The sequence below is a fragment of the Microbacterium sp. TS-1 genome (assembly GCF_000509385.1).
GTDB classification, from domain to species: domain Bacteria; phylum Actinomycetota; class Actinomycetes; order Actinomycetales; family Microbacteriaceae; genus Microbacterium; species Microbacterium arborescens.
The window spans coordinates 99,440-120,472 of the sequence record NZ_BASQ01000002.1 but is presented as its reverse complement, the minus strand read 5'-3'; the positions used below and the strand labels follow the sequence as shown (position 1 = coordinate 120,472).

Sequence of the window (21,033 nt, the reverse complement as noted above, 5' to 3'; positions counted from 1 at the left end):
CAGAACGACAGAAGGGATGCCGCACCGCGCGGCATCCCTTCTGTCGTCTCAGCGGTGCGCCGCCGTCAGAGACGGTCGATCGTGTAGTCGATGCACTTGATGAGCTGGCGCACGTCGTCGGGCTCGATCGAGACGAACGTGGCGATGCGCAGCTGGTTGCGGCCGAGCTTGCGGTAGGGCTCGGTGTCGACGATGCCGTTGCCGCGCAGGCTCTTGGCGACGGCGGCGGCGTCGACGGTCTCATCGAAGTCGATCGTGACCACGACGGGGGAGCGGTCGGCGGGATCGGCGACGAAGGGCGTCGTGTGCTCCGAAGCCTCGGCCCAGTCGTACAGTGCGGACGATGATTCCGCAGTGCGGTCGGCGGCCCACTGCAGGCCGCCGTTGCTGTGGATCCACTCGAGCTGCTTGTCGAGCAGGTACAGCGTCGCGACGGCAGGCGTGTTCAGCGTCTGATTGAGCCGCGAGTTGTCGAGCGCGTTCTTCAGGCTCAGGAACTCGGGGATGTAGCGACCCGAGGCGGCGACTCGCTCGATCCGCTCGATCGCCGCGGGCGAGACCGCGGCGAACCAGATGCCGCCGTCGGAGCCGAGGTTCTTCTGCGGGGCGAAGTAGTAGACGTCGCACTGCGAGACCGAGAAGTCGATGCCGCCGGCCGCGCTCGTGGCGTCGATGACCGTCAGCGCGCCCTTGTCGCCGGCGACGCGGCGCACGGGAGCGGCGACACCCGTCGAGGTCTCGTTGTGAGGCCAGGCGTAGACGTCGACGCCCTCGACGGGCTCCGCCGTGATGCTCGAACCGGGCTCGGCCTTGCGGATGTCGGGCGCCTGCAGCCAGGGCGCGGATGCGGCCGCACCGAACTTGCCGCCGAACTCGCCGAAGACGAGGTTCTGGCTGCGGTTCTCGATGAGGCCGAATGCTGCGGCATCCCAGAAGGCGGTCGATCCGCCGTTGCCGAGGATGATCTCGTAGCCGTTCGGCAGTCGCAGCAGGTCGGAGAGACCGGAGCGGACCTGGCCGACGAGGCTCTTCACCGGCGACTGACGGTGCGACGTGCCGAGCAGGATCGAGCCGGGACCCGACAGGGCGGCGACCTGCTCGGGGCGGATCTTGGCGGGACCGCAGCCGAAGCGGCCGTCGCGAGGAAGGATGTCTCGGGGCAGGGTGACGTGCGCCATGAGCCGATTCTAGAGGCGGTGTCCGGACCCGCCGTGCCATGAGCAGGAGGTAAGGGCAGCCTCGCATGTCCTCGCCAGCGGATAGGCTGGGGTTCTTCCGACCACGCGCACGACAAGGGCTGTGATGACCGATCTCATCGACACGACAGAGATGTATCTGCGTACCATCCTCGAGCTCGAGGAAGAGGCGATCGTCCCTCTGCGTGCGCGCATCTCGGAGCGTCTCGGGCACTCCGGCCCCACCGTCTCGCAGACGGTCGGCCGCATGGAGCGCGACGGCCTGGTCGTCGTCTCGGAAGACCGCTCGCTCGAGCTGACCGACAGCGGACGACAGAAGGCCGTCGACGTCATGCGCAAGCACCGCCTCGCCGAGCGCCTGCTCAGCGACGTGATCGGCCTGGACTGGGCCTACGTCCACGAAGAGGCGTGCCGCTGGGAGCACGTGATGAGCGAGCTCGTCGAGCGCCGCCTCATCGAGCTGCTCGGTCACCCCACCGAATCGCCGTACGGCAACCCGATCCCCGGCCTCGATCAGCTCGGCGACGTGCCTGCTCGCACGTTCGATGACGGCGTGGTCGGCCTCGTCCGCGTCCTCAACGAGACTGGGGGCCCGATCGAGGGCACCGTGCGCCGCCTCGCCGAGCCGGCCCAGGTCGATCCCGAACTGCTGCAGCAGCTGCGGGCCGCGGGTGTCGTCCCCGGTCGCGACGGCACCTTCCAGTTCTCCGAGGGCTACGTCCTCGTGCAGATGGATGGCGTCGACGAGGGGCTCGAGCTCCCCGTCGAGGTCGCCTCGCACATCTTCCTCACGCGCCGCGACTGAGGTCCCTGCCGGCTCGCGGCACGATCCGCCCCGCGCAGACGTCGATCCGGTCCGCGTCGCGTCGACCCTGAGCGTCGGGTGGGGATGGGGGCGACAGCGTGACTTATTCGTTACCTTCCGGTAGCCTCGAGAAGTCTTCAGGCGAGAAGCCCGCCCGAGACCGCTGCATGGATTGCCTCTTCGGCTCGTCGTCCACGCGGTGACACCCGAATGTCGCGTGGACCTACACGCGCAGTATCGACGAGCCAGCGCAGACCATCGCGCAGAGGCGCCGGAGGACTGATTTGGCTGAAAACAACGATTCGTCGGTAGACGTACCCGAGGTCGACGCGACGAATCCCGACCGCTCTGGTCGCGCCCTGCGTGGCCGCCGCTTCCCGACAGCAAAGAAGCAATCACGGGACGTCGCGACCATCGAGAACCGCGCCGCCCGCCGCAGCCGACGTCGGGTCCACCCCGTCCGCAGCACCTTCACGGTCGCTGCCGTGGTGGGTCTCGTGGCGACCGTCGCCATCCCGGCCTTCGCCGCCGTGCGCGGTACGTCGGCCGATGCGATGACGCTGCAGCAGGTGGCCGCCGACAATGCGCAGTCGATCGTCGTCGCGTCCGAGGTGGGCCCCGCTTCCCTCGACCGCAGCGGGTTCACGGCGACCACACCCGAAGAGATCCAGAAGAAGAAGGACGAGGAGGCCGCCGCGAAGGCAGCCGCCGAGGCTCTCGCCAACCGCATCTCCGCGAGCAGCTCGACCGCATCCTCGACGTCGTTCAGCCAGTCGATTCCGCTCGTCGCGCCGGGTTCCGGTCTCGTGCGTCGTCCTCTGATGTCGTTCAACAACTTCGGCACCCCGTACGCCGGTCACCGCGGCACCGACTACATGGCCGACCGTGGCACGCCGATCTACTCGGTCGCCGACGGCACGGTCGTCGCGTCGAGCGAGAGCGGTCCGGGCTGGGGCGTGTACGTCAAGGTCGCGCACAACATCAACGGCACCAACGTCACGAGCCTCTACGCCCACATGGACTGGGGCACCCGCGCGGTGCAGGTCGGCGACACCGTCTCGGCGGGCCAGCTGCTCGGCCAGGTGGGCGACACGGGCCGTGCGTTCGGAACGCACCTGCACCTCGAGATCGTCGTCGACGGCGCGTACGTGAACGCCGAGTCGTGGCTCGTCGCGAACGCGGGCTGACGACACGCATCATCCGTTCATCTTCCGTCGACCTTCCCGGGGTCGAGGGTGTATTACCCTGAACGCGACGCTCGCGCACGCCGAGGGGGAGCCGATGGGACCAGTACCGGGCATTCGAACCGTGAATGCGATCGGTCGCTACGTCCTGCGGCATCGTGTGCACCACTGCGGCCTCGGCCGTGAATCAAGGCGCTGTCTTCATGACGGCGCCTTTTTTCGTGCTCACACCCTCGCGGGACCTGCCCGCACGGCGCGCGTTACGTCGGTCATCGAACATCCGCTGAAGCCGTCAGGGCAGTTCGTGAGGACAGGAAATGCGCACTCTGGTACTGAACGCCGGGTATGAGCCACTCGCTGTGGTGTCGTTCCGTCGGGCCCTCCTCCTGGTGTTGAACGACAAGGCGACGATCGTCGAGCACGTCGTCCATGACCCCGTTCTCGGGATCGACGGGACGTACGAACGCCCGGCGGTGATCGTCCTGACCCGGTACGTCCGTATCCCGAATGCGCGCCGAGTGCCGGTGACACGGCGCGGGGTGCTCCGCCGTGATGCGCACCGATGTGCGTACTGCGGAAAGGCCGCGTCGACCATCGACCACGTCATGCCTCGCTCGCGCGGGGGCAGCAACTCGTGGGAGAACCTTGTCGCCTGCTGCCTGCGGTGCAACAACCTCAAGAGCGACCACACTCCGCAGGAGATGGGGTGGGAGCTGCGGTGGCTGCCGAAGCCTCCGCGTGGACCGCAGTGGACGGTGCGGGGAACGGAGCGATCCGACCCTCGCTGGGAGCCCTACCTGAGTCTCGCCGCCTGATCGCTGCGGTGCGCGCTTACCGCGCTCTCGGGCCGTAAGCGCGCAGGAAGGCGCCGGCGCCATCGGTCATGATCTGTCGAACCCGCTCGGCGTCCGTCCGGCGGCGAGCGGGTTCGTTGAGAACCCGGAGCGTCGTGAGTGCGTGAAAGTGCTCGGCGGCGAGTCCCGGGTCGTCGAGGTCGAGCAGACCCTCGGTCGCGAAGTGAGCGAAGCGCTCGGCGAGAACGTCGGCGTACGCTCGGTCCAGCGGGTGGTCCTCGAGCTCGGGCAGGAGTGACTCGTTCTCCGAGATCAGCTTGACTGCGGCTGCGTAGTTCGTCGATGTGGCGAGGAACCCCCCGAGTTCGGCGGCGAATGCGAGCACAGCCTGGTGCAATCCGTCGCGGCCGTCGATCGCGATGGTGTCCGGCAGGTGCGTCTCGGCCAGCTCGCGGAGGGTGTTCACGGCTGTCTCGCCCGCGCTCTCGACCACTCCGAGCAGCAGTCGCCGTTTATCGCCGTAGTAGTCGTAGACGGTGCGCTTGGAGACCCCTGCGCGCGCCGAAACGGCATCCATGCTGGATCGTTCGACGCCCACCTCGACGAAGAGCTCTCGCGCCGCCGTGAGTATCGCGGAGCGCTTCTGCTCCTGGCCTTGCCTGACCGGCCTCGCATCGCTCATCGTCATCCTCCGCTCTGCCCGAACTCTACACCGACCGGTGCAGCACTACACGGTACGGTGTAGTGTACCTGCCGTGCAGAAGACAACTCAGGCATCTCTCCAAGCTCACGATCTCCTCAAGCGCTATGGAACCGTCACCGCCGTGGACGGTCTGTCATTCCAGGTTCGTCCCGGGATCGTCACCGGCTTCCTCGGACCGAACGGGGCGGGCAAGTCCACCACCCTCCGCATGTTCCTCGGCCTGGACAAGCCCACGAGCGGCGCCGCGACCGTGAACGGGCATCGTCTGCACGAGTTGCCCCATCCGATGCGGGTGATCGGCGCGATGCTCGATGCGCGCGCCGTTCATCCGCGGCGTACGGCCGTGGATCATCTCGCGTCCGTCGCGCGTGCCGGAGCCGTGCCGCGGGGCCGAGTCGGGGAGGTGCTGGAGATGGTGGGCCTGGCTGAAGCAGGGAGCCGGCCGGCCGGCGACTTCTCGCTCGGGATGAAGCAGCGGCTGGGGATTGCCACGGCGTTGATCGGCGACCCCGGCATCGTCATCTTCGACGAACCCCTCAACGGACTCGACCCGGAAGGCATCCGCTGGGCTCGATCCCTGATGCGCGAGCTCGCTGCGGAGGGCCGATTGGTGCTGTTCTCGAGCCATCTGATGGGTGAGATGCAACTGACGGCGGATCACCTCATCGTGATCAACCACGGTCGTCTGCTCGCAGACCAGCCTCTGGACGCATTCATCGCCTCGCACACGAACGAGTACGTCCGCGTTCGGGCTCCCCATGCCGACGTCCTGCGTGATGCGCTCCGGCGAGCCGGGCTTCTGGTTCGGGCAGGCGCCGATCGCACCGATGTCCTCATCGTCTCGGGGGCGACGACGGAGAGCGTCGGCCGCATCGCCTCCGCCTCCGGCGCCGAGGTGTTCGAGCTCACCCTCGTCCGGGATTCGCTCGAAGACGCGTTTCTCGCCATGACCACGATCGAGCAGAAGGCCGCCTGACATGAACCTCTTCGCTTCCGAATGGATCAAAGCCCGCAGTGTCCACAGCACCTGGATCCTCGCTGCCTCGGCAGTCGTCGTGACGGTGATGGTCAGCCTGCTGGGGGTGAGTGGGCTCGTGGCTGATTGGCAGGCCACACTCCCTTCCGATTTCGACCCCACCGGCATCAGCTTCAAGGGCATCCTGGTCGGACAGATCCTCCTCGCGACCATCGGATCGCAGGCCATCACCAGTGAATACAGCTCGGGGCAGATCATCACGAGCCTCGCTATCGCTCCCCGGCGCGGGGCCCTCCTGGCTTCGAAACTGGGAGTCTCGGCGCTCGTCGGCTCGGTCGCGGCGGTCGCAGCAGTAGCGGGCAGCTTCGGTGCCACGCAGGCAGCGCTCACGGCGGCCGCTCTGCCTGTGGCGGCGCTCGACGACCCTGACACTGTTCGGGCTATCGTCTGCGCGATCGTGTACCTCGTCCTCACGGCCGTCCTCGGCCTCGGATTCGGCATCATCACGCGAAGCTCTTCCGGTGCGCTCGCGATCATCGTGACCGTCGCGCTTCTCGTGCCCGCTCTCGCCCCGGGGATGCCCGGGGTCATCGGCGAGTTCGCGGGTACCTACTGGCCCACGACGGCGGGCCAGGCCTCGTACGCTGTCGTGACGACGAGCGGGATGCCGCCGCTGGTGGGACTCGGGATCATGGCGATCTTCACGCTATGGACGACGCTCGCCGCTCTTCTCGTCCTCAGAACGCGTGATGTGTGACCCGTTGTGCCCGCCGCCGCGATGAGGTCGTGATCTTCGCTACCTTCATGTCATGGGGCATCTCCGCGAGATCGCGCGCGTGTCTGCCGTGTCGACCATTGCGATGATCCTCCTCGTCTTGACCGGATGCAGTCCGACGGACGGGCTGTCGGAGCGCGGCACCACGGTCGACCTGCTGCGGCAGGATTGGCGGAGCGTTCCCGGGGTCACCGTTGAGGCGGATGCGCTGCAGGTTACGGCGACCGGCAGGAGCATCGTCGAACAGGACGGCGGTGGGGGCCAGCCCGATCCTCCGGTCAACCTCATGGGAACGCACCTAGTCGTGCCGGAGGATTTCTCGCTCCGCGTGTCGTTCGAGAACGTGACATCCGACGCCACGCTGGCCGTCTACGACAGCCCGCCGGTGATCGCCGACGAATTCCGCATCGAGCCCGCGGGGCTGCAGCTCACGCTTCGCGGCGACGACCTCCAGATCGCGATCTTCGATGGTTCGGCGCCGCAGGATGTGACCGACCCTCAACCCGCGCGGATCGAGCAGGTGACGATCGACGACCCGGAGGCGGAGATCTCCGTGCATCGCTCTGGTGATCGGCTCGAGATCGCGAGCGGCGGCGCGACGGTGTCATCCTTGGCGCTCGCCGACGTCTTCACCTCTGGCGAGCTGTGGTTCGGGTTGACCAGCGACGGCGGGTCGTTCACGGTCAGCTCCTTCGTCGCCACGGCGCCGGGGCGCGCATCACTGGCGACCGCCCTTCCTGCTGCCGCCGACGCGGAACCGTCCGCGGATGGGCTGCAGGCGCTCGCTGCTCGCTTGCGGCCCGGGTTCGTCATCGGCGCGGCCGTCGCGCTCGGGCCGTTGGCCTCGGACGAGGACTACGCGGCGGACTTCGTCGGCGAGTTCGGCGGACTCACCCCGGAGAACGCCATGAAGCCGCAGGCGCTCTCTCCGCGGCAGGGTGAATACTCATTCGCGGAGGCCGACGCTCTCCTCGACTTCGCGGAGAGCAAGGGAATCGCGGTTCACGGTCACACCATCGCCTTCACCGAAGCCATGCCGCGGTGGATGCAGGACCTCCCCACCGGCACCGAAGAGGAGCGACGGGCGAGCGCTGAAGCTCTGCTCGATTACGTGGGTACCGTCGTGACGCACTTCGCGGGTCGTCTCGATTCGCTCGACGTCGTCAACGAACCGTTCGACGTCGACCAGGGGACCGACCTGCAGGAGAACATCTGGTTCCGTGTCTTCGGGCCCGCTTACCCGGTGGTCGTGTCGCGCGCGGTTCACGATGCCGACCCGGACGTGAAGCAGTTCATCAACGAAAACGGTGCCGACGTGCCGGGTCCTCGGCAGGACGCCCTGCGCCAGCTCGCTCTCGACACGAACGAGCAGGGCGGATACATCGACGGCGTGGGTCTTCAGGCTCACGTCTATCACCTCGACACCGATGCCATCTCCGCCGCCGATCTCGACACGACGCTCGATGCGTTCGAGGATGCTGGACTCGTCGTGCGCATCTCCGAGAACGACGTTACTGATGGCGACGGTCAGGAGGCGCAGGCGGAGCAGTACGCCACCGTGCTCTCGACCTGCCTCGGATCCGACGCCTGCGTCTCATACACGACGTGGGGAGTGGACGACGAGTACGACTGGTGGATCGATGACGACGGCGAGGTGCAGCAGGCTCATGATTTCCTCTTCGCAGAGGGGAAGCCGACGCCCGCGTACGCCGCGATGAGAGAAGTGCTCGCGGGCTGACCTCGCGCGTCATCCCTGCGCGGGGGCATCTATCGGCCGCGTCTTGCCCTGTCCACCCCCTGAGGTGACGCTCGCGCCCCTGCTTATCGTGCGCCCGACGGACGAGCGCCGCCCGTCGCCACGAACGGGGAGGATGACGATGACAATGAGATCGGTCGCCGATCAGAGTGTGCGGGAGCTCGGGGGACGCATGAGCGTTCTCGTCCTGCAGCGCGACGATCACGTCGAGTTGGACTCGTTGCTCGACCGCCTCGCGGTGTCATCGCACGAGGAGCAGCTGCCCGTCCTCCTCGACCTCTACCGGCTGGTCTTCCCGCACGCGTTCGCGGAGGAGTCCGTGCTGTGGCCCCTCATGCGCCGCGTGCTACCCGATGGCGAGCAGCTCACGCTCGAAGTCGAGCAGGAGCACCAGGAGGTGAACGATCTCGTCACCCGTCTCGAGCACCTCGAGCTGGGAACGGCCGAACGGGAGGCAGTACTGAAGCGTCTGGCTGAGGTGCTGCGTGAGGACGTGCGCGATGAGGAGGACGAGCTGTTCCCTCGCCTGCAGGAGCGGGTTTCGGTGCGGCGCCTGCGCATGCTCGGCCTGGCGTGGGAATTGGTGCGCCGTGTGGCTCCGACGAGGGCTCACCCGATCGTTGCCCGGCGGCCACCGGGAAACGTCCTCGCGGCGCTTCCGCTGTCGATCCTCGATCGGTCACGAGACCGCCTCGACGCGGCGCGGCTGGGGCGGGGTGGCGCGGACGGATCGCTGCGAGCGCTCAGTCAGGGATTGGCGCGTGCTTCTCACGCTGTGGAGCGACTGCCGATCCTGCAACGGGGTGAGGACGCCTCCACCAGCCGGGGAGCCGGCCGAGAAATCTCGCCGGTCGTGCCTGTCGTCGTCCTCGCCGCCGTGGGCGTCGCCGTGACAGTCGGGCTGGTGCGGCGGCGACGCTGACTACGGAGCGCACTCGTCGGCGCGAATGTCGGAAGTCGGTCGTATCTTCGATCTCGACATTGATGGTCTAGAACATATGTTCTACCCTTGCTGAGTGAGGTCGATCATGCGCAATCCCGCTGCCGCCGAGGACGTGCAGCGACTGCGCGCGCAGATGGAGCGGATGCAGGGGCGCCGCCTCGATGCTCCGGTGCTGCCGACCCATCCTGCCCTGGCCGGACTGCTGCCCGGGCGGGGGCTGCGGCCCGGCGCCGCCTATTCGCTCGGCTCGTCGTCCTCGCTGCTGTTCGCGTTGCTCGCCCAGCCGTCGCAGACCGGGTCGTGGTGCGGTGTGGTCGGGATGCCGGGCTTCGGGGCCGAAGCGGCGGAGCACGCCGGGGTCGACCTGTCCCGCGTCGTGCTGATCCCCGATCCGGGAGCCCGGTGGCTCGCCGTCACCGCGACGATCGCCGACGTCCTTCCCGTCGTCGCGGTGCGTCCGCCCGAGCGGGCGAAAGACTCCGACATCGCCAAGCTCGCCGGGCGGCTGCGCGACCGCGGAACGGTGCTGCTCGTGCAGGGGCCGTGGCCGCAGACCGAGGCGATGCTCGACGTCACCGATCCGCGGTGGTCGGGGTTGGGCGACGGTGACGGCTACCTCAGCGACCGCGAGCTGACGGTCACCGTGTCGAGCCGGCGGTTCCCGGTTCCCCGATCGGCGCGGATGCTGCTGCCCGCGCCCGATGGCGCGATCTCGGCCGCGCCGCACGAGCGGGCTCTCGCGGGCGGCCCGGTCGTCGAGCCGATCCCGATGCGACGGGCGGTCTGACGTGGGGGAGCAGGAGGCGACGGCGCCGGTACGCAGTCTCGTGGTGTGGGTGCCCGACTGGCCGGTCGTGGCGTTCGTGCGCGAAAGCGGCGGCGATCCGAACGCGCCGATCGCGGTCTTCGAGAAAGGCGTGGTCATCGCGTGTTCAGCGGCCGCGCGTGCCGACGGCGTCGCACGTGGGCAGCGTCGCCGTGACGCGCAGGCCCGATGTCCCGCGCTGCAGGTGGCCGACGCGGATGCGGTGCGCGATCACCGGGAGTTCGCGCCGATCGTGGCGCGCCTCGAAGAGATGGCGCCGGGAGTGCAGGTGCTCGAGGCGGGGCTCTGCGCGCTGCGTGTGCGCGGCCCCGCGCGTTTCTATGGCGGTGAGACCGAGGCCGCCGGCGCGCTGCTGGCCGCGGTGGCCGAGGGCGACCTCGACGTGCGGGCCGGTGTCGCCGACGGACCCTTCACCGCGCAGCAGGCGGCCCGGATGAGCACCCGCCCCGACCGGCCCATCCGGGTGGTCGAAGCCGGGCGCTCGGCGGAGTTCCTCGCTCCGTTGACGATCGCCGTGCTCGACGACGACTCCGTCGACCTCTTCGCCCGGCTCGGCGTGCAGACCCTCGGCGACCTCGCCGCGATCGAACCCGAACGACTGGTCGAACGCTTCGGCCCCCGCGGCGCGCGCTTGCACGGCCTCGCCTCCGGTGCCGATTCACGCCCGGTGACCCCGCGCACCCCGCCGCCCGAGCTCCACCGCGAGGTCTCGTTCGAACCTCCTCTCGAGCTGGCCGATCAGGTCGCGTTCGGCATGAGGGTCGCGGCCGAGGAGTTCGTCTCCGGACTCGGCGCGGTCGATCTCGTGTGCACCGAGCTGCGGGTCATTCTCACCGGCGACCGGGGCGAGACGAGCAACCGCGTGTGGCTTCACCCCGGCACCTTCGACGCCGCCGCCGTCGTCGACCGGGTGCGCTGGCAGCTGGCCGAGAGCGGCAAGCTCACCAGCGGTGTGGCTCGGGTCAAGATCGAGCCCGAAGCGGTGGATGCGGCATCCCACCACGCCGTCTCGCTGTTCGGTTCCGGTCCCGAGCAGCGGGTGCACCACGCCCTGTCGCGCGTCCAGGCGATGCTCGGTCACACGGGCGTCGTGACCCCGGTTGTCGGCGGCGGGCGCTGGCTCGCCGAGCGGCAGGTGCTCGTGCCGTGGGGCGACCGTCCGGTGACGAGCTCGCGCGAGCGGCCATGGCCGGGAAGCCTGCCCGATCCGCTCCCCGCGACGGTCTTCGAGCGGGCGCTGCCGCTGGCGGTCGTCGATCGGGAGGGTGACATGGTGGCCGTCGACGGGCGGGGCGAGCTGACGGCGATCCCGGCGGCGCTCGTGTCATCGACCGGGTCGCGCGGCATCCGCTCGTGGGCGGGGCCGTGGCCGGTGGTCGAGCGGGCGTGGGATGCCGCGCGAGCGCGCCATGCCCACCGCTTCCAGATGGTCGATGCCACCCAGACCGCGTGGCTGCTGGTGTGCGACGGCGGCGAATGGTCGGTCGAGGGGCGGTACGACTGATGGGCTTCAACAACCCCTCGGTGCCGTGGTCCGAGATGGAACGACTGCTCAGCGGCAACCGTGCCCCGAGCGCGCCGGCGGGTGCCGACGGCGGCGACAGTCCCGCGTGGTCGCGCAAGCGCGGAAAGTACTCGGCGCCGAGGATCGAGCGTCCTGAGAACGCGGTGCCGTACGCCGAGCTGCACGCGCACACGTCGTACTCGTTCCTCGACGGAGCCTCATCGCCCGAAGAGCTGGCCGAAGAGGCCGAACGGCTGGGGTTGCACGCTCTCGCCGTCACCGACCACGACGGGTTCTACGGCATCGTCCGCTTCGCCGAAGCCGCCGAGCAGTTGGCGGTGAAGACCGTGTTCGGGGCGGAGCTGTCGCTCGATCTGCCGCAGCGCGTCGGCGCCGCGCGCAACGAGGCCGACCCGCCGGGGGAGCATCTGCTCGTCCTCGCCCGCGGCGAAGAGGGCTACCACCGGCTGGCGCGCGCGCTCACCCAGGGGCAGCTCGCCGGAGCGGAGAAGGGCAAGCCTCGCTACCGGCTCGACGATCTGGCCGACATCGCCGGAGGCGAATGGAGCGTCCTCACCGGATGCCGCAAGGGAGCAGTGCGCCGGGCGCTCATCGAGCGCGGACCGGATGCCGCCGCCGCCGAGCTCGACGCCCTGGTCGACCGGTTCGGGCGCGATGCCGTCGAGGTCGAGCTGTTGGACCACGGCGAGCCGCTCGACTCGCGGCACAACGACATCCTCGCCGGCCTCGCCCGTGAGCGGGGTCTGCCGATCCTCGCGACGAACAACGTGCACTACGCCGTGCCCGAGCGCGCCCACCTCGCCGCGGCGATCGCGGCGGTGCGGGCCAATCGCGGGCTCGACGAGCTCGACGGGTGGCTGCCCTCGCATGCGGGCGCGCACCTGCGGTCGGGCGCCGAGATGACGCGGCGCTTCCGCCGGTTCCCCGGCGCCGTCGCGCGCACCGTCGAACTCGCCGACGAGCTCGCCTTCCCGCTGCGCCGTGCCAAGCCCGCCCTGCCGAAGCTTCCCGTTCCCGAGGGGCACACGCCGATGACGTGGCTGCGGCACCTCGTGTGGGAAGCCGTGCCGCGCAAGTACCCGAACTTGCCGGCCGAAGACCGCGACCGCATCGAGCGAGAGCTCGCCGTCATCGAACAGAAGGACTTCCCGGGGTACTTCCTCATCGTCCACGGCATCGTGCAAGAGGCGCGGCGTCGCGGCATCCTCTGCCAGGGGCGTGGTTCGGCCGCGAACAGCGCCGTCTGCTACCTGCTCGACATCACCGCGATCGACTCGATCTACTACCGGCTGCCGTTCGAGCGCTTCCTCTCGGCCCTCCGCGAGGAGGAGCCCGACATCGACGTCGACTTCGACTCCGACCGGCGCGAGGAGATCATCCAGTGGGTCTACGCCACCTACGGTCGCGAGCGGGCGGCGCAGGTGGCGAACGTGATCCAGTACCGGCCCAAGAACGCCGTGCGCGACATGGCGAAGGCCCTCGGGCACTCCCCGGGACAGCAGGACGCCTGGTCGAAGCAGGTCGAACGCTGGGGTGCGACCCTCGACACGGGCCCCGACCACGACATCCCCGAGCGGGTGCTCAGCTACGCCGCCGAGCTGCTGAAGGCTCCCCGGCACCTGGGCATCCACTCGGGCGGCATGGTGCTGACCGATCGTCCCGTCGGTGAGGTCGTGCCGATCGAGCACGCCCGGATGCAGGACCGCACCGTCATCCAATGGGACAAAGACGACGCCGCCTGGATGGGCCTGGTGAAGTTCGATCTGCTCGGCCTCGGCATGCTCGCCGCGCTGCAGTACTGCTTCGACCTCATCGAGGGGGCGACGGGGGAGAGGTTCGAGCTGTCGACGCTGCCGAAGGAAGAAGCGGCCGTCTACGACATGCTGTGCCGGGCCGACTCGATCGGGGTGTTCCAGGTCGAGTCCCGCGCGCAGATGGGCCTGCTGCCGCGCCTGCAGCCGCGCCGGTTCTACGACCTCGTGATCGAGATCGCCCTCATCCGGCCGGGACCCATCCAGGGCGGCGCCGTGCACCCGTACGTGCGCCGCAAGCTCGGGTACGAGAAGACGACGTATCCGCACGAGAAGCTCAAGCCCGTGCTCGAACGCACGCTCGGGGTGCCGGTCTTCCAGGAGCAGCTCATGCAGATGGGCATGGTCATCGGCGGGCTGTCGGGCGAGGACGCCGACCTGCTGCGTCGCGCGATGGGCTCCAAGCGCGGCATCGAACGCATCGACTCGCTCAAGCAGAAGCTCTACGAGGGCATGGCTGAGAACGGCCTGGTGGGGGATGCCGCCGACGACATCTACGCGAAGATCCAGGCGTTCGCGAACTTCGGCTTCGCCGAGAGCCACTCGCTGTCGTTCGGGCTGCTCGTCTACGCCAGCTCGTGGATCAAGCTGCACTACCCGGCGGCGTTCCTCGCCGGGCTGCTGCGGGCTCAGCCGATGGGCTTCTACTCGCCGGCGACGTTGGCGGCCGACGCCCGCCGTCACGGGGTCGAGGTGCGGCGCCCCGATCTGCAGCTCTCGGGGGCCGAAGCCGTGCTCGAATCCGTGTCGGGTGAGGCGGGGCGGCCGGGGCCGACGGGGCTCGACAGCTGCCTCGGCGAGCAGCCTCCGGTGCCGGTCTTCGACATCAACGCCCCCGACGAGTCGGCGGCCCATCGTCGCGACGGCGGCTTGGCCGTGCGGTTGGGGCTCGCCGCGGTCACCGGCATCGGCAAGAGGTTCGCCGAGCGGATCGTCGCCGAGCGCGAGGCATCCGGTCCCTATCGCGACATGCGCGACCTGGTGCGCCGCACCGGCGCCGACACGACGCAGCTCGAAGCGCTCGCGACCGCGGGAGCGCTGGAGTGCTTCGGGCACACTCGCCGCGAGGCCATCTGGCTGGCGGGGTCGGCCGCGCAGGACCGCATCGAGTACCTGCCCGATTCGCTCATCGCCGTGCAGCCGCCGCTGTTCACCGACCAGTCGAGCTACGACGTGCTGGCCTCCGACCTGTGGGCCACGGGCATCTCACCCGACGATCATCCGATGACCCACTACCGCTCGCAGCTCGACGCGCGCGGGGTGCTCACCGCGAACGACCTGCGTCAGCACGAGACCGGACGCCGCGTGGAGATCGCCGGGCTCGTCACCCACCGGCAGCGGCCGGCGACGGCATCCGGCATCACGTTCCTCAACCTCGAGGACGAGCACGGACTGATGAACGTCATCTGCTCGACGGGCATGTGGCACCGCTACCGGCGGGTCGTGCGCGACAGCCCGGCGCTCATCGTCCGCGGCATCCTGGAGCGGTCCAACGAGGGAGTCGTGAACATCCTCGCCGACGCCTTCGAAGACCTGCGGGTGGGGGTGAGGCATCAGTCACGAGACTTCCGCTGAGCCGGCGCCACCGCGCGACCCGAACCCGATGCGAGCCGACGCGAACTGTCGTCACGCGTGGGGGAGAACCGCCATCTGGGTCGGGTCGCGGGTCAGGCGGGGGTACCCGATAGCACTGCCCAGCCGCGCGGGGAAAGGGATGCCTCGCCGGCGCGCCTGTCGATGTCGTCGGCCAGCGATCCGGCGAGCACCTGTGTCGCGTCGGCGACCGGCACGGTCACCGGTGCGTCGCCGACGTTGAGCGCCGTGACGACGGCATCCGTTCCCGTCGCGGTCCGCAGCACCATCGCGGTGTTGTCGATATGGATCACGTCGGTGTGGGCGCGATGCAACCAGGGATGCTGCCGGCGCACGGCGATGAGCTGCTGATGCGTGCGGAGGATGTGCTGCGCGCTCTCGGGCAGCGACTCGGGAGCGGGCGGCGCGTCGGGGAACTCGGGGCGCACCGCGTCGTCGCCGCCGAGACGTTCCTCCTTCACCGCTTCGTAGCCGTACTCATCGCCCGCGTACACCGACGGCACGCCTGCCACCGTGAACAGCACCGCCAGTGCGTGCGGCATCAGGTCGGGGCCGACCGCCGAGGCGATCCGCGTGACGTCGTGGTTGCCGACGAAGGTCTGCGGAGCGAAGACCGACAGGAGCTCGTTGTTCCGCTCGATCGCGTGCTTCAGCTCGAACAGGTTGCGGTCGGCGATGCCGTGCCAGATGCCCTGCCACAGCTCGTACTGCGTCAGCGCGTCGATCGTCGACTCCTCGACGATGCGAGCGGCGTCGCCGTGGATGACCTCGCCGAGGAACCACGCCTCGGGATACTCGGCGCGAACCCGCGGCAGCACCCGAGCCCAGAACGCGGGAGGCACGGCGTAGGCGGCATCCAGTCGCCATCCGTCGATGCCCCGTCCGAGCCAGTGGGTCATCACCTCGACCACGAGGTCGGCGACGGCGGGTGAGTCGTGGTTCAGTGTCACGAGGGCGTCGTGCCCTTCGAAGACGTCGGCGTCCACCGGCACACCGGGCTGCCAGCCGTCCCACCGCACGCGGAAGAGGTCGGCGGTGTCAGCCTCCGGGCCCCGTTCCTCGAGAGCTTCGAAGGCCGGATGCTCGCGTCCCACGTGGTTGAAGACACCGTCGAACAGCACCCGGATGCCGCGGTCGTGGGCGGCCGCGATGAGGCGGTCGAGATCGAGCCCGTCGCCCAGCCGCGCGTCGATGCGGAAGTAATCGGTCGTGTCGTAGCCGTGCGTGCTCGACGCGAACACCGGCCCGAGCAGCAGCCCGTTGAGCCCGAGCTCGACGGCATGGTCGAGCCACGCCTCGATACGGCCGAGCCGGTGATCGACGGGCTGGTCCGCGCCGGCAGCGTCCGCCTGCGCGTCGGAGAGGTCCGGCCGGATCGGTGCTCCCGTGAATCCCAGCGGGTACACGTGCCACCACATGACGGTCTCGGCCCAATTGCTCATCCCGGCAGTCAACACGAGCGGATGCCGGATAGGGAACGACGTGCGAGACGCGGCGCTGGGGCCTAGAGTGCCGTCTGTTCGTTCGGGCGCCGTTCCATCAGCCGCCAAGCTCCGCCCGCGAGGGGTGCCGTCGTGACCACGGTGTAGATGATCGCGACGATGCCGAACGACGCGAAGAGACCGAGGCCATCGGCGGCGATGCCGCCGAGCAGCGCGCCGAGCGGGACCCCTGCCCACGTGCCGGCGTTGATCAGACCGAAGACGCGACCGCGCATGGGCGCCGGGACGCGTTCGAGCTGTACTGCGCCGAGGATCGGGTTCAGCGCGCCGGCCGCGAGCCCCGAGATGCCGGCGGCGGCGACGAGCACCGGGAACGGCGCGCCGAGGGCGAACACCGCGCTGGACGGGCCGCCGGCGACGAGGAAGCACAGCGCGAAGGTCACGCGCCGCGGCATCCTGTGCGCGATGAAGCCGAACGCGACGTTGCCGATGAGCGCGCTCCCTCCCATGACGGCGACGATGACGGCGAGGGCTCCGGCGCCGCCGAGCTCGGCGTTCGCGTAGAGAGGCATCAGCGAGGCGCTGCGGGCAGCATCGAGCAGATTGGTGATGAGCACCATGCCGACGATGAGGCGCATGAGCGGATCACGCACGACGAACCGGAACCCGTCACGCAGCTCGCGCCAGTACGAGCGCCGGGCTGCAGCATCCGTGTCGCCGTCGGCGGCCATTCGCACTGTCGTTGCCGGGACCATCAGGCGGGTGATCGCAGCCGAGATGAGAAACGCGACAGCGTTCGTGACGAGCGCCGCCATCGGTCCGAGGAGGGCGACGAGTGCGCCGGCGACGGATGCGCCGATGAGCTTGGAGAGGCGCTCCGAGCCGTCGAGGAGCCCGACGCTCCGCTCGATGCGGACGCGGGCGGTCTCGGTGAGCTCGGGCAGCATGACCCGGCGCGCGATCTGTCCGGGGGTGTCGAGCACGCCGCTCGTGAAGACGAGCGCCAGCAGAGCCCAGAAGGGCAGGCCCACCGTGAGCGCGAGCGCGGGGATCGCGAGAACCGTCACACCGCTCACGATGTCGGCGACGATCGCGGTGCGACGGCCGCCGATGCGGTCGATGACCACCCCGCCGAACACGCCTCCCACGATGACGGGCGCGGTCGCGGCGAACGCGGCCAGCCCGACCTCGACGCCCGAGCCGCCCGTGGCCAGGACGTAGAAGGGGATGGCGAAGGCCGTGATGACGTTGCCCGTCTGCGAGATCGCGTGCGCCGACAGAAGGGCGTAGAGGGCGCGGGATGCTGCGCGCCGGTGCGTCGCATCGGCCGAACGGACAGGGGAGTCGGTCGTGGTCATGGCCGGCGGTAGGCCTGGTAGACGAGGGCGACCGGTGCGGTGGTCTCGTCTGCGTCGTCGTGCCGCGCGCTCGCTTCTTGCCACCGGTGCATCAGCGATTCGAGTTCGGAGCGCATCGCGGCCAGCTCGTCGAGCGTGAGTCGTAGCGTGCGGTCACCGGTGGTGCCGGCGGCGACCCATTCGGCGGGGAGGGTCGGCATCGCGTCGACGTATTCGCTGTAGCGGGCGGCGTAGATCTGCGCGATCGACTTCTCCAGCGCCGATGAGGCAGCGCGTTGGGCTGGGTCGTCGAGGTGTTCGGCCGGTTCCCACGTCGTCTCGGCGGCGGCGGCCTGCCACCAGCGCTCGCGCTGGTCGGCGCTGCGCGGCTCGGCGGGCTCTATGAGATCGATCGAGGCGAGTTTGCTCAGGTGGTAACTGATCGTGCCCGGCGCTTCGTCGACGACCTCGCCGAGCTGAGCCGCCGTCTGCGGTCCGTTCTCGCGCAGGAGGCCGAGCAGCCGCAGTCGGGTCGGGTGTGCCAGCACGCGCATGGCGGCAGCGGTCTCGAGTCGTGAGGCGGAGCGGTCAGCAGAGGTCATAACCGCAACGCTAGATGCACAAGGAGCATTGCGCAACAAGTCTTGTGCTTTATCGGATGCGGCGGGCGAGGTGCGACAGACGCCTCAGCTCTGCGCTGCGAGCCACTCCGCGAACGTGACGGTGCCGCGTTCGGCGTTCGCGTGCCCGCGCAGGCGCCCCGACGACATCGCGCGACCGAACGATCCCGGCAGGCGCATCTCGATCGTGGTGCGGCGGATGCCGCGGGCATCGAGCAGCGCTCGCACCATGTCGATGAGCAGCTCGTCGCGCGGCCCGGTCAGGTCGCGCGCCCGGCCGACCGGCTCGCCCTCCGCGAGCGTGACGAGGTGCTCGGCGACCTCGCGTGCAGCGATCGGGCGTACCCGGGCGGCCGGCACGACGGTGATCGGACCCATCTTTCCGCGGACAAGCGTCTGCTCGGCGAACTCGTGGAACTGCGCAGCGCGGAGCAGCGTGTGGGGGAGCGCCCCGCGCTGCACGGCCCGTTCGTGCGCCAGCTTCCCGCCGTAGTAGGCGGCATCCACCCCGTCGATGCCGACGATCGAGAGCGCGACGAGGTGCCCGACTCCGGCGGCCGTTCCCGCCTGTTGCAGGTTGGCTGACACGCTCTCGAAGAACCGCCGCGAGCGATGCCGCGAGAGCGTCTGGATGCCGCTGACGTCGACGATCGTGTCGACACGGTCCAGCACCGACGGTGGGAGCGAGGCATGCTCGAGGTCATGACCGTTGCTGCGCGCGAGCGCGACGACGTCATGTCCGCGTTCGGTGGCGATGCTGTGGACGAGCTTGCCGACGGTGCCGGTGCTGCCGGCGATCGCGATCCTCACGAGGTCAGTATGACGCTTCGGCCGACCTCTGCGCGGCGCGGATGATCGCGTCGAGAGTGGCAGCGAGCACGGATCGGTTCGAGCCGGCGGCCCAGGCGACCACGCCGGAGCCGTCACGGTACTCGACGAGGGTCAGGGCGTCGGTATCGGTGCCGCTGCCGATGCTGCTCTGGTGCAGGCTGAGCACCTCGATGGCGATCCCGTGCTCGGCGAGGGCGGCCGTGAGCGCCTCGAGGGGTCCGACTCCGGGGTGCTCGCCGGTGTGCGTGACCCCGTCGACGGTGAGGGTGATCTCGGTGCCGGCATCCGTCGAGTCGTAGCGCGTCAGCCGCGGGCCGGTCGTGATGTCGCCGAGATAGGTCGTCCGGAACAGCTCCCACAGCTCGCTCGCCGTGGCCTCGCCGCCGCCGGCATCCGTGTGTCGCTGCACGTGCCGGGCGAACTCGATCTGGAAGCGCCGTGGCAGTTCGATGCCGTACGCCGTCTCGAGCAGGTACGCGACGCCGCCTTTGCCCGACTGCGAGTTCACGCGGATGACGGCGTCATAGCTTCGCCCCAGGTCGGCGGGATCGATCGGCAGATAGGGCACTCGCCAGTCGATCTCGCGCTCGTCGCGCCCGAGCGCGGCGGCACGTTCGCGGTGCTCGGCGAAGCCCTTCTTGATGGCGTCCTGGTGCGTGCCGCTGAAGGCCGTGTGCACGAGGTCTCCGACGTACGGATGCCGCGGGTGGATCTCGATGCGGTTGCAGTACTCGACGGTGCGCCGGATCTCATCGATGTCGGAGAAGTCGATCATGGGGTCGACGCCCTGTGCATGCAGGTTGAGCGCGAGCGTGGCGATGTCGACGTTGCCGGTGCGCTCGCCGTTGCCGAAGACGCATCCTTCGACGCGCTGGGCCCCGGCGAGTACGGCCAGCTCGGCACAGGCGATGCCGGTGCCGCGGTCGTTGTGCGGGTGGACCGACAAGATCACCGAATCGCGACGGGCGAGGTTTCGATGCATGTACTCGATCTGGTCGGCGTACACGTTCGGTGTCGCGATCTCGACGGTGGCGGGGAGGTTCAGGATGACGGGGCGCGCGGGCGCGGCATCCCACAGGGTCGTCATCGCGTCGCAGACCTCGAGTACATAGTCGGGCTCGGTCAGGTTGAACACCTCGGGCGAGAACTCGAGGCGGATGTTCGGCGAGTCGCCCGCGAGGCGCAGCACGTCCTCACCTCCCGCGATGATGAGCTCTGCCAGCTCGGTGCGGTCGCGCCCCAGCACGACATCCCGCCACACCGGTGCGGTAGCCGTGTACATGTGGATGACGACCTCGTTGCGGATGCCGCGGATCGATGCGACCGTCCGCTCGATCAGGTCGCGTCGTGCGGGCGTGAACACGACGATCGTGACGTCGTCGGGGGCGAGATCGGTCTCGGCGATCAGCCGCACGAAGTCGTAGTCGGTCTGCGAGGCGGAGGGGTAGCCGACCTCGATCTCCTTGTAGCCCATCGTCACGAGCAGTTCGAAGAAGCGACGCTTGCGCTCGGGATCCATGGGTTCGGCGAGGGCCTGGTTGCCGTCACGGAGGTCGACGGGCACCCACAGCGGTGCCGCAGTGAGGCGGTTGGCGGGCCAGCTGCGCTGGGTCGCCTCATCTGCTGCCGGGATGTCGACGCGCGCGAACGCGTCACGGTACCGGTGCGACCGCATCTGCGACTGGCGCTGCCGATTCCAGAGGGGCGCATCGGCGGGGACGGGGCCCGCGGGCGTGGAGAGGCGGGTGGAGGCGTGGATCGTCATGGGTCTTCTCGCATTGGTCGGTAGGGGAGACCGGCGCGGGGAGGCTCCACGGCGGGGAGCCGGTCTGGCTAGGCCCCGCCGTGGCGGCGAAGAAGGAGGTCGTGACGATCGAGCATGACCCAGACGCTAGCACAACTCCTCAGACAAGCTG

Annotated in this window: 17 protein-coding genes; 10 read left to right on the top strand and 7 right to left on the bottom strand. The window is 69.3% G+C overall.

Translation table 11 applies throughout. The features are described from left to right. Positions 1-65: 65 nt before the first annotated feature. A complete protein-coding gene (gene serC / locus MTS1_RS13165) occupies positions 66-1,178 on the bottom strand; it encodes a phosphoserine transaminase (RefSeq protein WP_023954777.1) in 1,113 nt (370 codons plus the stop codon). A 124-nt stretch (positions 1,179-1,302) separates the two neighbouring features. On the opposite strand from serC, the gene MTS1_RS13160 reads away from it, so the two are divergent. The 3 genes from MTS1_RS13160 (at position 1,303) to MTS1_RS13150 (ending at position 4,000) form a co-directional block, all read left to right on the top strand. Next, entirely contained in the window at positions 1,303-2,001 is a 699-nt protein-coding gene (locus tag MTS1_RS13160) for a metal-dependent transcriptional regulator (RefSeq protein ID WP_023954775.1), read from the top strand. A 284-nt stretch (positions 2,002-2,285) separates the two neighbouring features. Next, the gene (locus MTS1_RS13155) at positions 2,286-3,188 is read left to right on the top strand and encodes a M23 family metallopeptidase (RefSeq protein ID WP_023954773.1); all 903 of its coding nucleotides are present in this window, start codon (positions 2,286-2,288) and stop codon (positions 3,186-3,188) included. A gap of 314 nt (positions 3,189-3,502) precedes the next feature. After that, positions 3,503-4,000 (top strand): HNH endonuclease, encoded by a 498-nt coding sequence (locus MTS1_RS13150; protein WP_023954771.1) that lies wholly within the window; start codon positions 3,503-3,505, stop codon positions 3,998-4,000. Positions 4,001-4,016: 16 nt separating this feature from the next. Here the strand turns inward: MTS1_RS13150 and MTS1_RS13145 are convergent, their stop codons facing one another. Next, complete coding sequence (locus MTS1_RS13145) at positions 4,017-4,661, bottom strand: TetR/AcrR family transcriptional regulator (protein WP_023954769.1); 645 nt, start codon at positions 4,659-4,661, stop codon at positions 4,017-4,019. Positions 4,662-4,734: 73 nt separating this feature from the next. Between MTS1_RS13145 and MTS1_RS13140 the strand changes: the two genes are divergently transcribed. The 7 genes from MTS1_RS13140 (at position 4,735) to MTS1_RS13110 (ending at position 14,869) form a co-directional block, all read left to right on the top strand. Continuing rightward, entirely contained in the window at positions 4,735-5,658 is a 924-nt protein-coding gene (locus MTS1_RS13140; protein WP_036305858.1) for an ABC transporter ATP-binding protein, read from the top strand. A gap of 1 nt (position 5,659) precedes the next feature. Then, positions 5,660-6,415 carry an ABC transporter permease gene (locus MTS1_RS13135; protein ID WP_023954765.1) on the top strand — a complete coding sequence of 252 codons (756 nt, stop codon included), beginning with the start codon at positions 5,660-5,662 and terminating at the stop codon, positions 6,413-6,415. Between the two features lie 52 nt (positions 6,416-6,467). Beyond that, entirely contained in the window at positions 6,468-8,171 is a 1,704-nt protein-coding gene (locus MTS1_RS13130; protein WP_023954763.1) for an endo-1,4-beta-xylanase, read from the top strand. A gap of 139 nt (positions 8,172-8,310) precedes the next feature. Continuing rightward, on the top strand, positions 8,311-9,111 hold the full coding sequence (locus tag MTS1_RS13125) for a hemerythrin domain-containing protein (RefSeq protein WP_199485029.1): 801 nt from the start codon (positions 8,311-8,313) through the stop codon (positions 9,109-9,111). Positions 9,112-9,217: 106 nt separating this feature from the next. Beyond that, a complete protein-coding gene (locus tag MTS1_RS13120; RefSeq protein WP_023954759.1) occupies positions 9,218-9,919 on the top strand; it encodes a hypothetical protein in 702 nt (233 codons plus the stop codon). A 1-nt stretch (position 9,920) separates the two neighbouring features. Continuing rightward, positions 9,921-11,462: a DNA polymerase Y family protein gene (locus MTS1_RS13115; RefSeq protein ID WP_023954757.1), complete on the top strand. Its 1,542-nt coding sequence runs from the start codon at positions 9,921-9,923 to the stop codon at positions 11,460-11,462. Beyond that, positions 11,462-14,869: an error-prone DNA polymerase gene (locus tag MTS1_RS13110; RefSeq protein WP_023954755.1), complete on the top strand. Its 3,408-nt coding sequence runs from the start codon at positions 11,462-11,464 to the stop codon at positions 14,867-14,869. Before MTS1_RS13115 ends, MTS1_RS13110 begins: the two co-directional genes overlap by 1 nt. A 92-nt stretch (positions 14,870-14,961) precedes the next feature. Here MTS1_RS13110 and MTS1_RS13105 read toward each other — a convergent pair whose 3' ends face one another. The 5 genes from MTS1_RS13105 to MTS1_RS13085 all read right to left on the bottom strand — a co-directional run bounded on the left by MTS1_RS13105 (position 14,962) and on the right by MTS1_RS13085 (position 20,792). Beyond that, on the bottom strand, positions 14,962-16,329 hold the full coding sequence (locus MTS1_RS13105; RefSeq protein ID WP_023954753.1) for an alpha-amylase family glycosyl hydrolase: 1,368 nt from the start codon (positions 16,327-16,329) through the stop codon (positions 14,962-14,964). Positions 16,330-16,391: 62 nt separating this feature from the next. Further along, entirely contained in the window at positions 16,392-17,687 is a 1,296-nt protein-coding gene (locus tag MTS1_RS13100; RefSeq protein ID WP_023954751.1) for an MFS transporter, read from the bottom strand. Further along, complete coding sequence (locus tag MTS1_RS13095) at positions 17,684-18,268, bottom strand: helix-turn-helix domain-containing protein (protein ID WP_023954749.1); 585 nt, start codon at positions 18,266-18,268, stop codon at positions 17,684-17,686. The genes MTS1_RS13100 and MTS1_RS13095 overlap by 4 nt, the downstream gene beginning before the upstream one ends. Positions 18,269-18,352: 84 nt before the next feature. Then, complete coding sequence (locus MTS1_RS13090) at positions 18,353-19,096, bottom strand: SDR family oxidoreductase (RefSeq protein WP_023954747.1); 744 nt, start codon at positions 19,094-19,096, stop codon at positions 18,353-18,355. A 4-nt stretch (positions 19,097-19,100) separates the two neighbouring features. Further along, positions 19,101-20,792, bottom strand: coding sequence for a 2-isopropylmalate synthase (locus tag MTS1_RS13085; RefSeq protein WP_305079930.1), 1,692 nt, complete (start codon positions 20,790-20,792; stop codon positions 19,101-19,103). Positions 20,793-21,033: the final 241 nt, after the last annotated feature.

Coding starts and splice junctions, on each gene's coding strand:
- MTS1_RS13150 (WP_023954771.1), top strand. CDS start 3,503: ATGCGCACTCTGGTACTGAACGCCGGGTATGAGCCACTCGCTGTGGTG.
- MTS1_RS13085 (WP_305079930.1), bottom strand. CDS start 20,792: ATGCGGTCGCACCGGTACCGTGACGCGTTCGCGCGCGTCGACATCCCG.
- serC (WP_023954777.1), bottom strand. CDS start 1,178: ATGGCGCACGTCACCCTGCCCCGAGACATCCTTCCTCGCGACGGCCGC.
- MTS1_RS13120 (WP_023954759.1), top strand. CDS start 9,218: ATGCGCAATCCCGCTGCCGCCGAGGACGTGCAGCGACTGCGCGCGCAG.
- MTS1_RS13110 (WP_023954755.1), top strand. CDS start 11,462: ATGGGCTTCAACAACCCCTCGGTGCCGTGGTCCGAGATGGAACGACTG.
- MTS1_RS13100 (WP_023954751.1), bottom strand. CDS start 17,687: ATGACCACGACCGACTCCCCTGTCCGTTCGGCCGATGCGACGCACCGG.
- MTS1_RS13095 (WP_023954749.1), bottom strand. CDS start 18,268: ATGACCTCTGCTGACCGCTCCGCCTCACGACTCGAGACCGCTGCCGCC.
- MTS1_RS13130 (WP_023954763.1), top strand. CDS start 6,468: ATGGGGCATCTCCGCGAGATCGCGCGCGTGTCTGCCGTGTCGACCATT.
- MTS1_RS13105 (WP_023954753.1), bottom strand. CDS start 16,329: ATGAGCAATTGGGCCGAGACCGTCATGTGGTGGCACGTGTACCCGCTG.
- MTS1_RS13125 (WP_199485029.1), top strand. CDS start 8,311: ATGACAATGAGATCGGTCGCCGATCAGAGTGTGCGGGAGCTCGGGGGA.
- MTS1_RS13145 (WP_023954769.1), bottom strand. CDS start 4,661: ATGAGCGATGCGAGGCCGGTCAGGCAAGGCCAGGAGCAGAAGCGCTCC.
- MTS1_RS13160 (WP_023954775.1), top strand. CDS start 1,303: ATGACCGATCTCATCGACACGACAGAGATGTATCTGCGTACCATCCTC.
- MTS1_RS13135 (WP_023954765.1), top strand. CDS start 5,660: ATGAACCTCTTCGCTTCCGAATGGATCAAAGCCCGCAGTGTCCACAGC.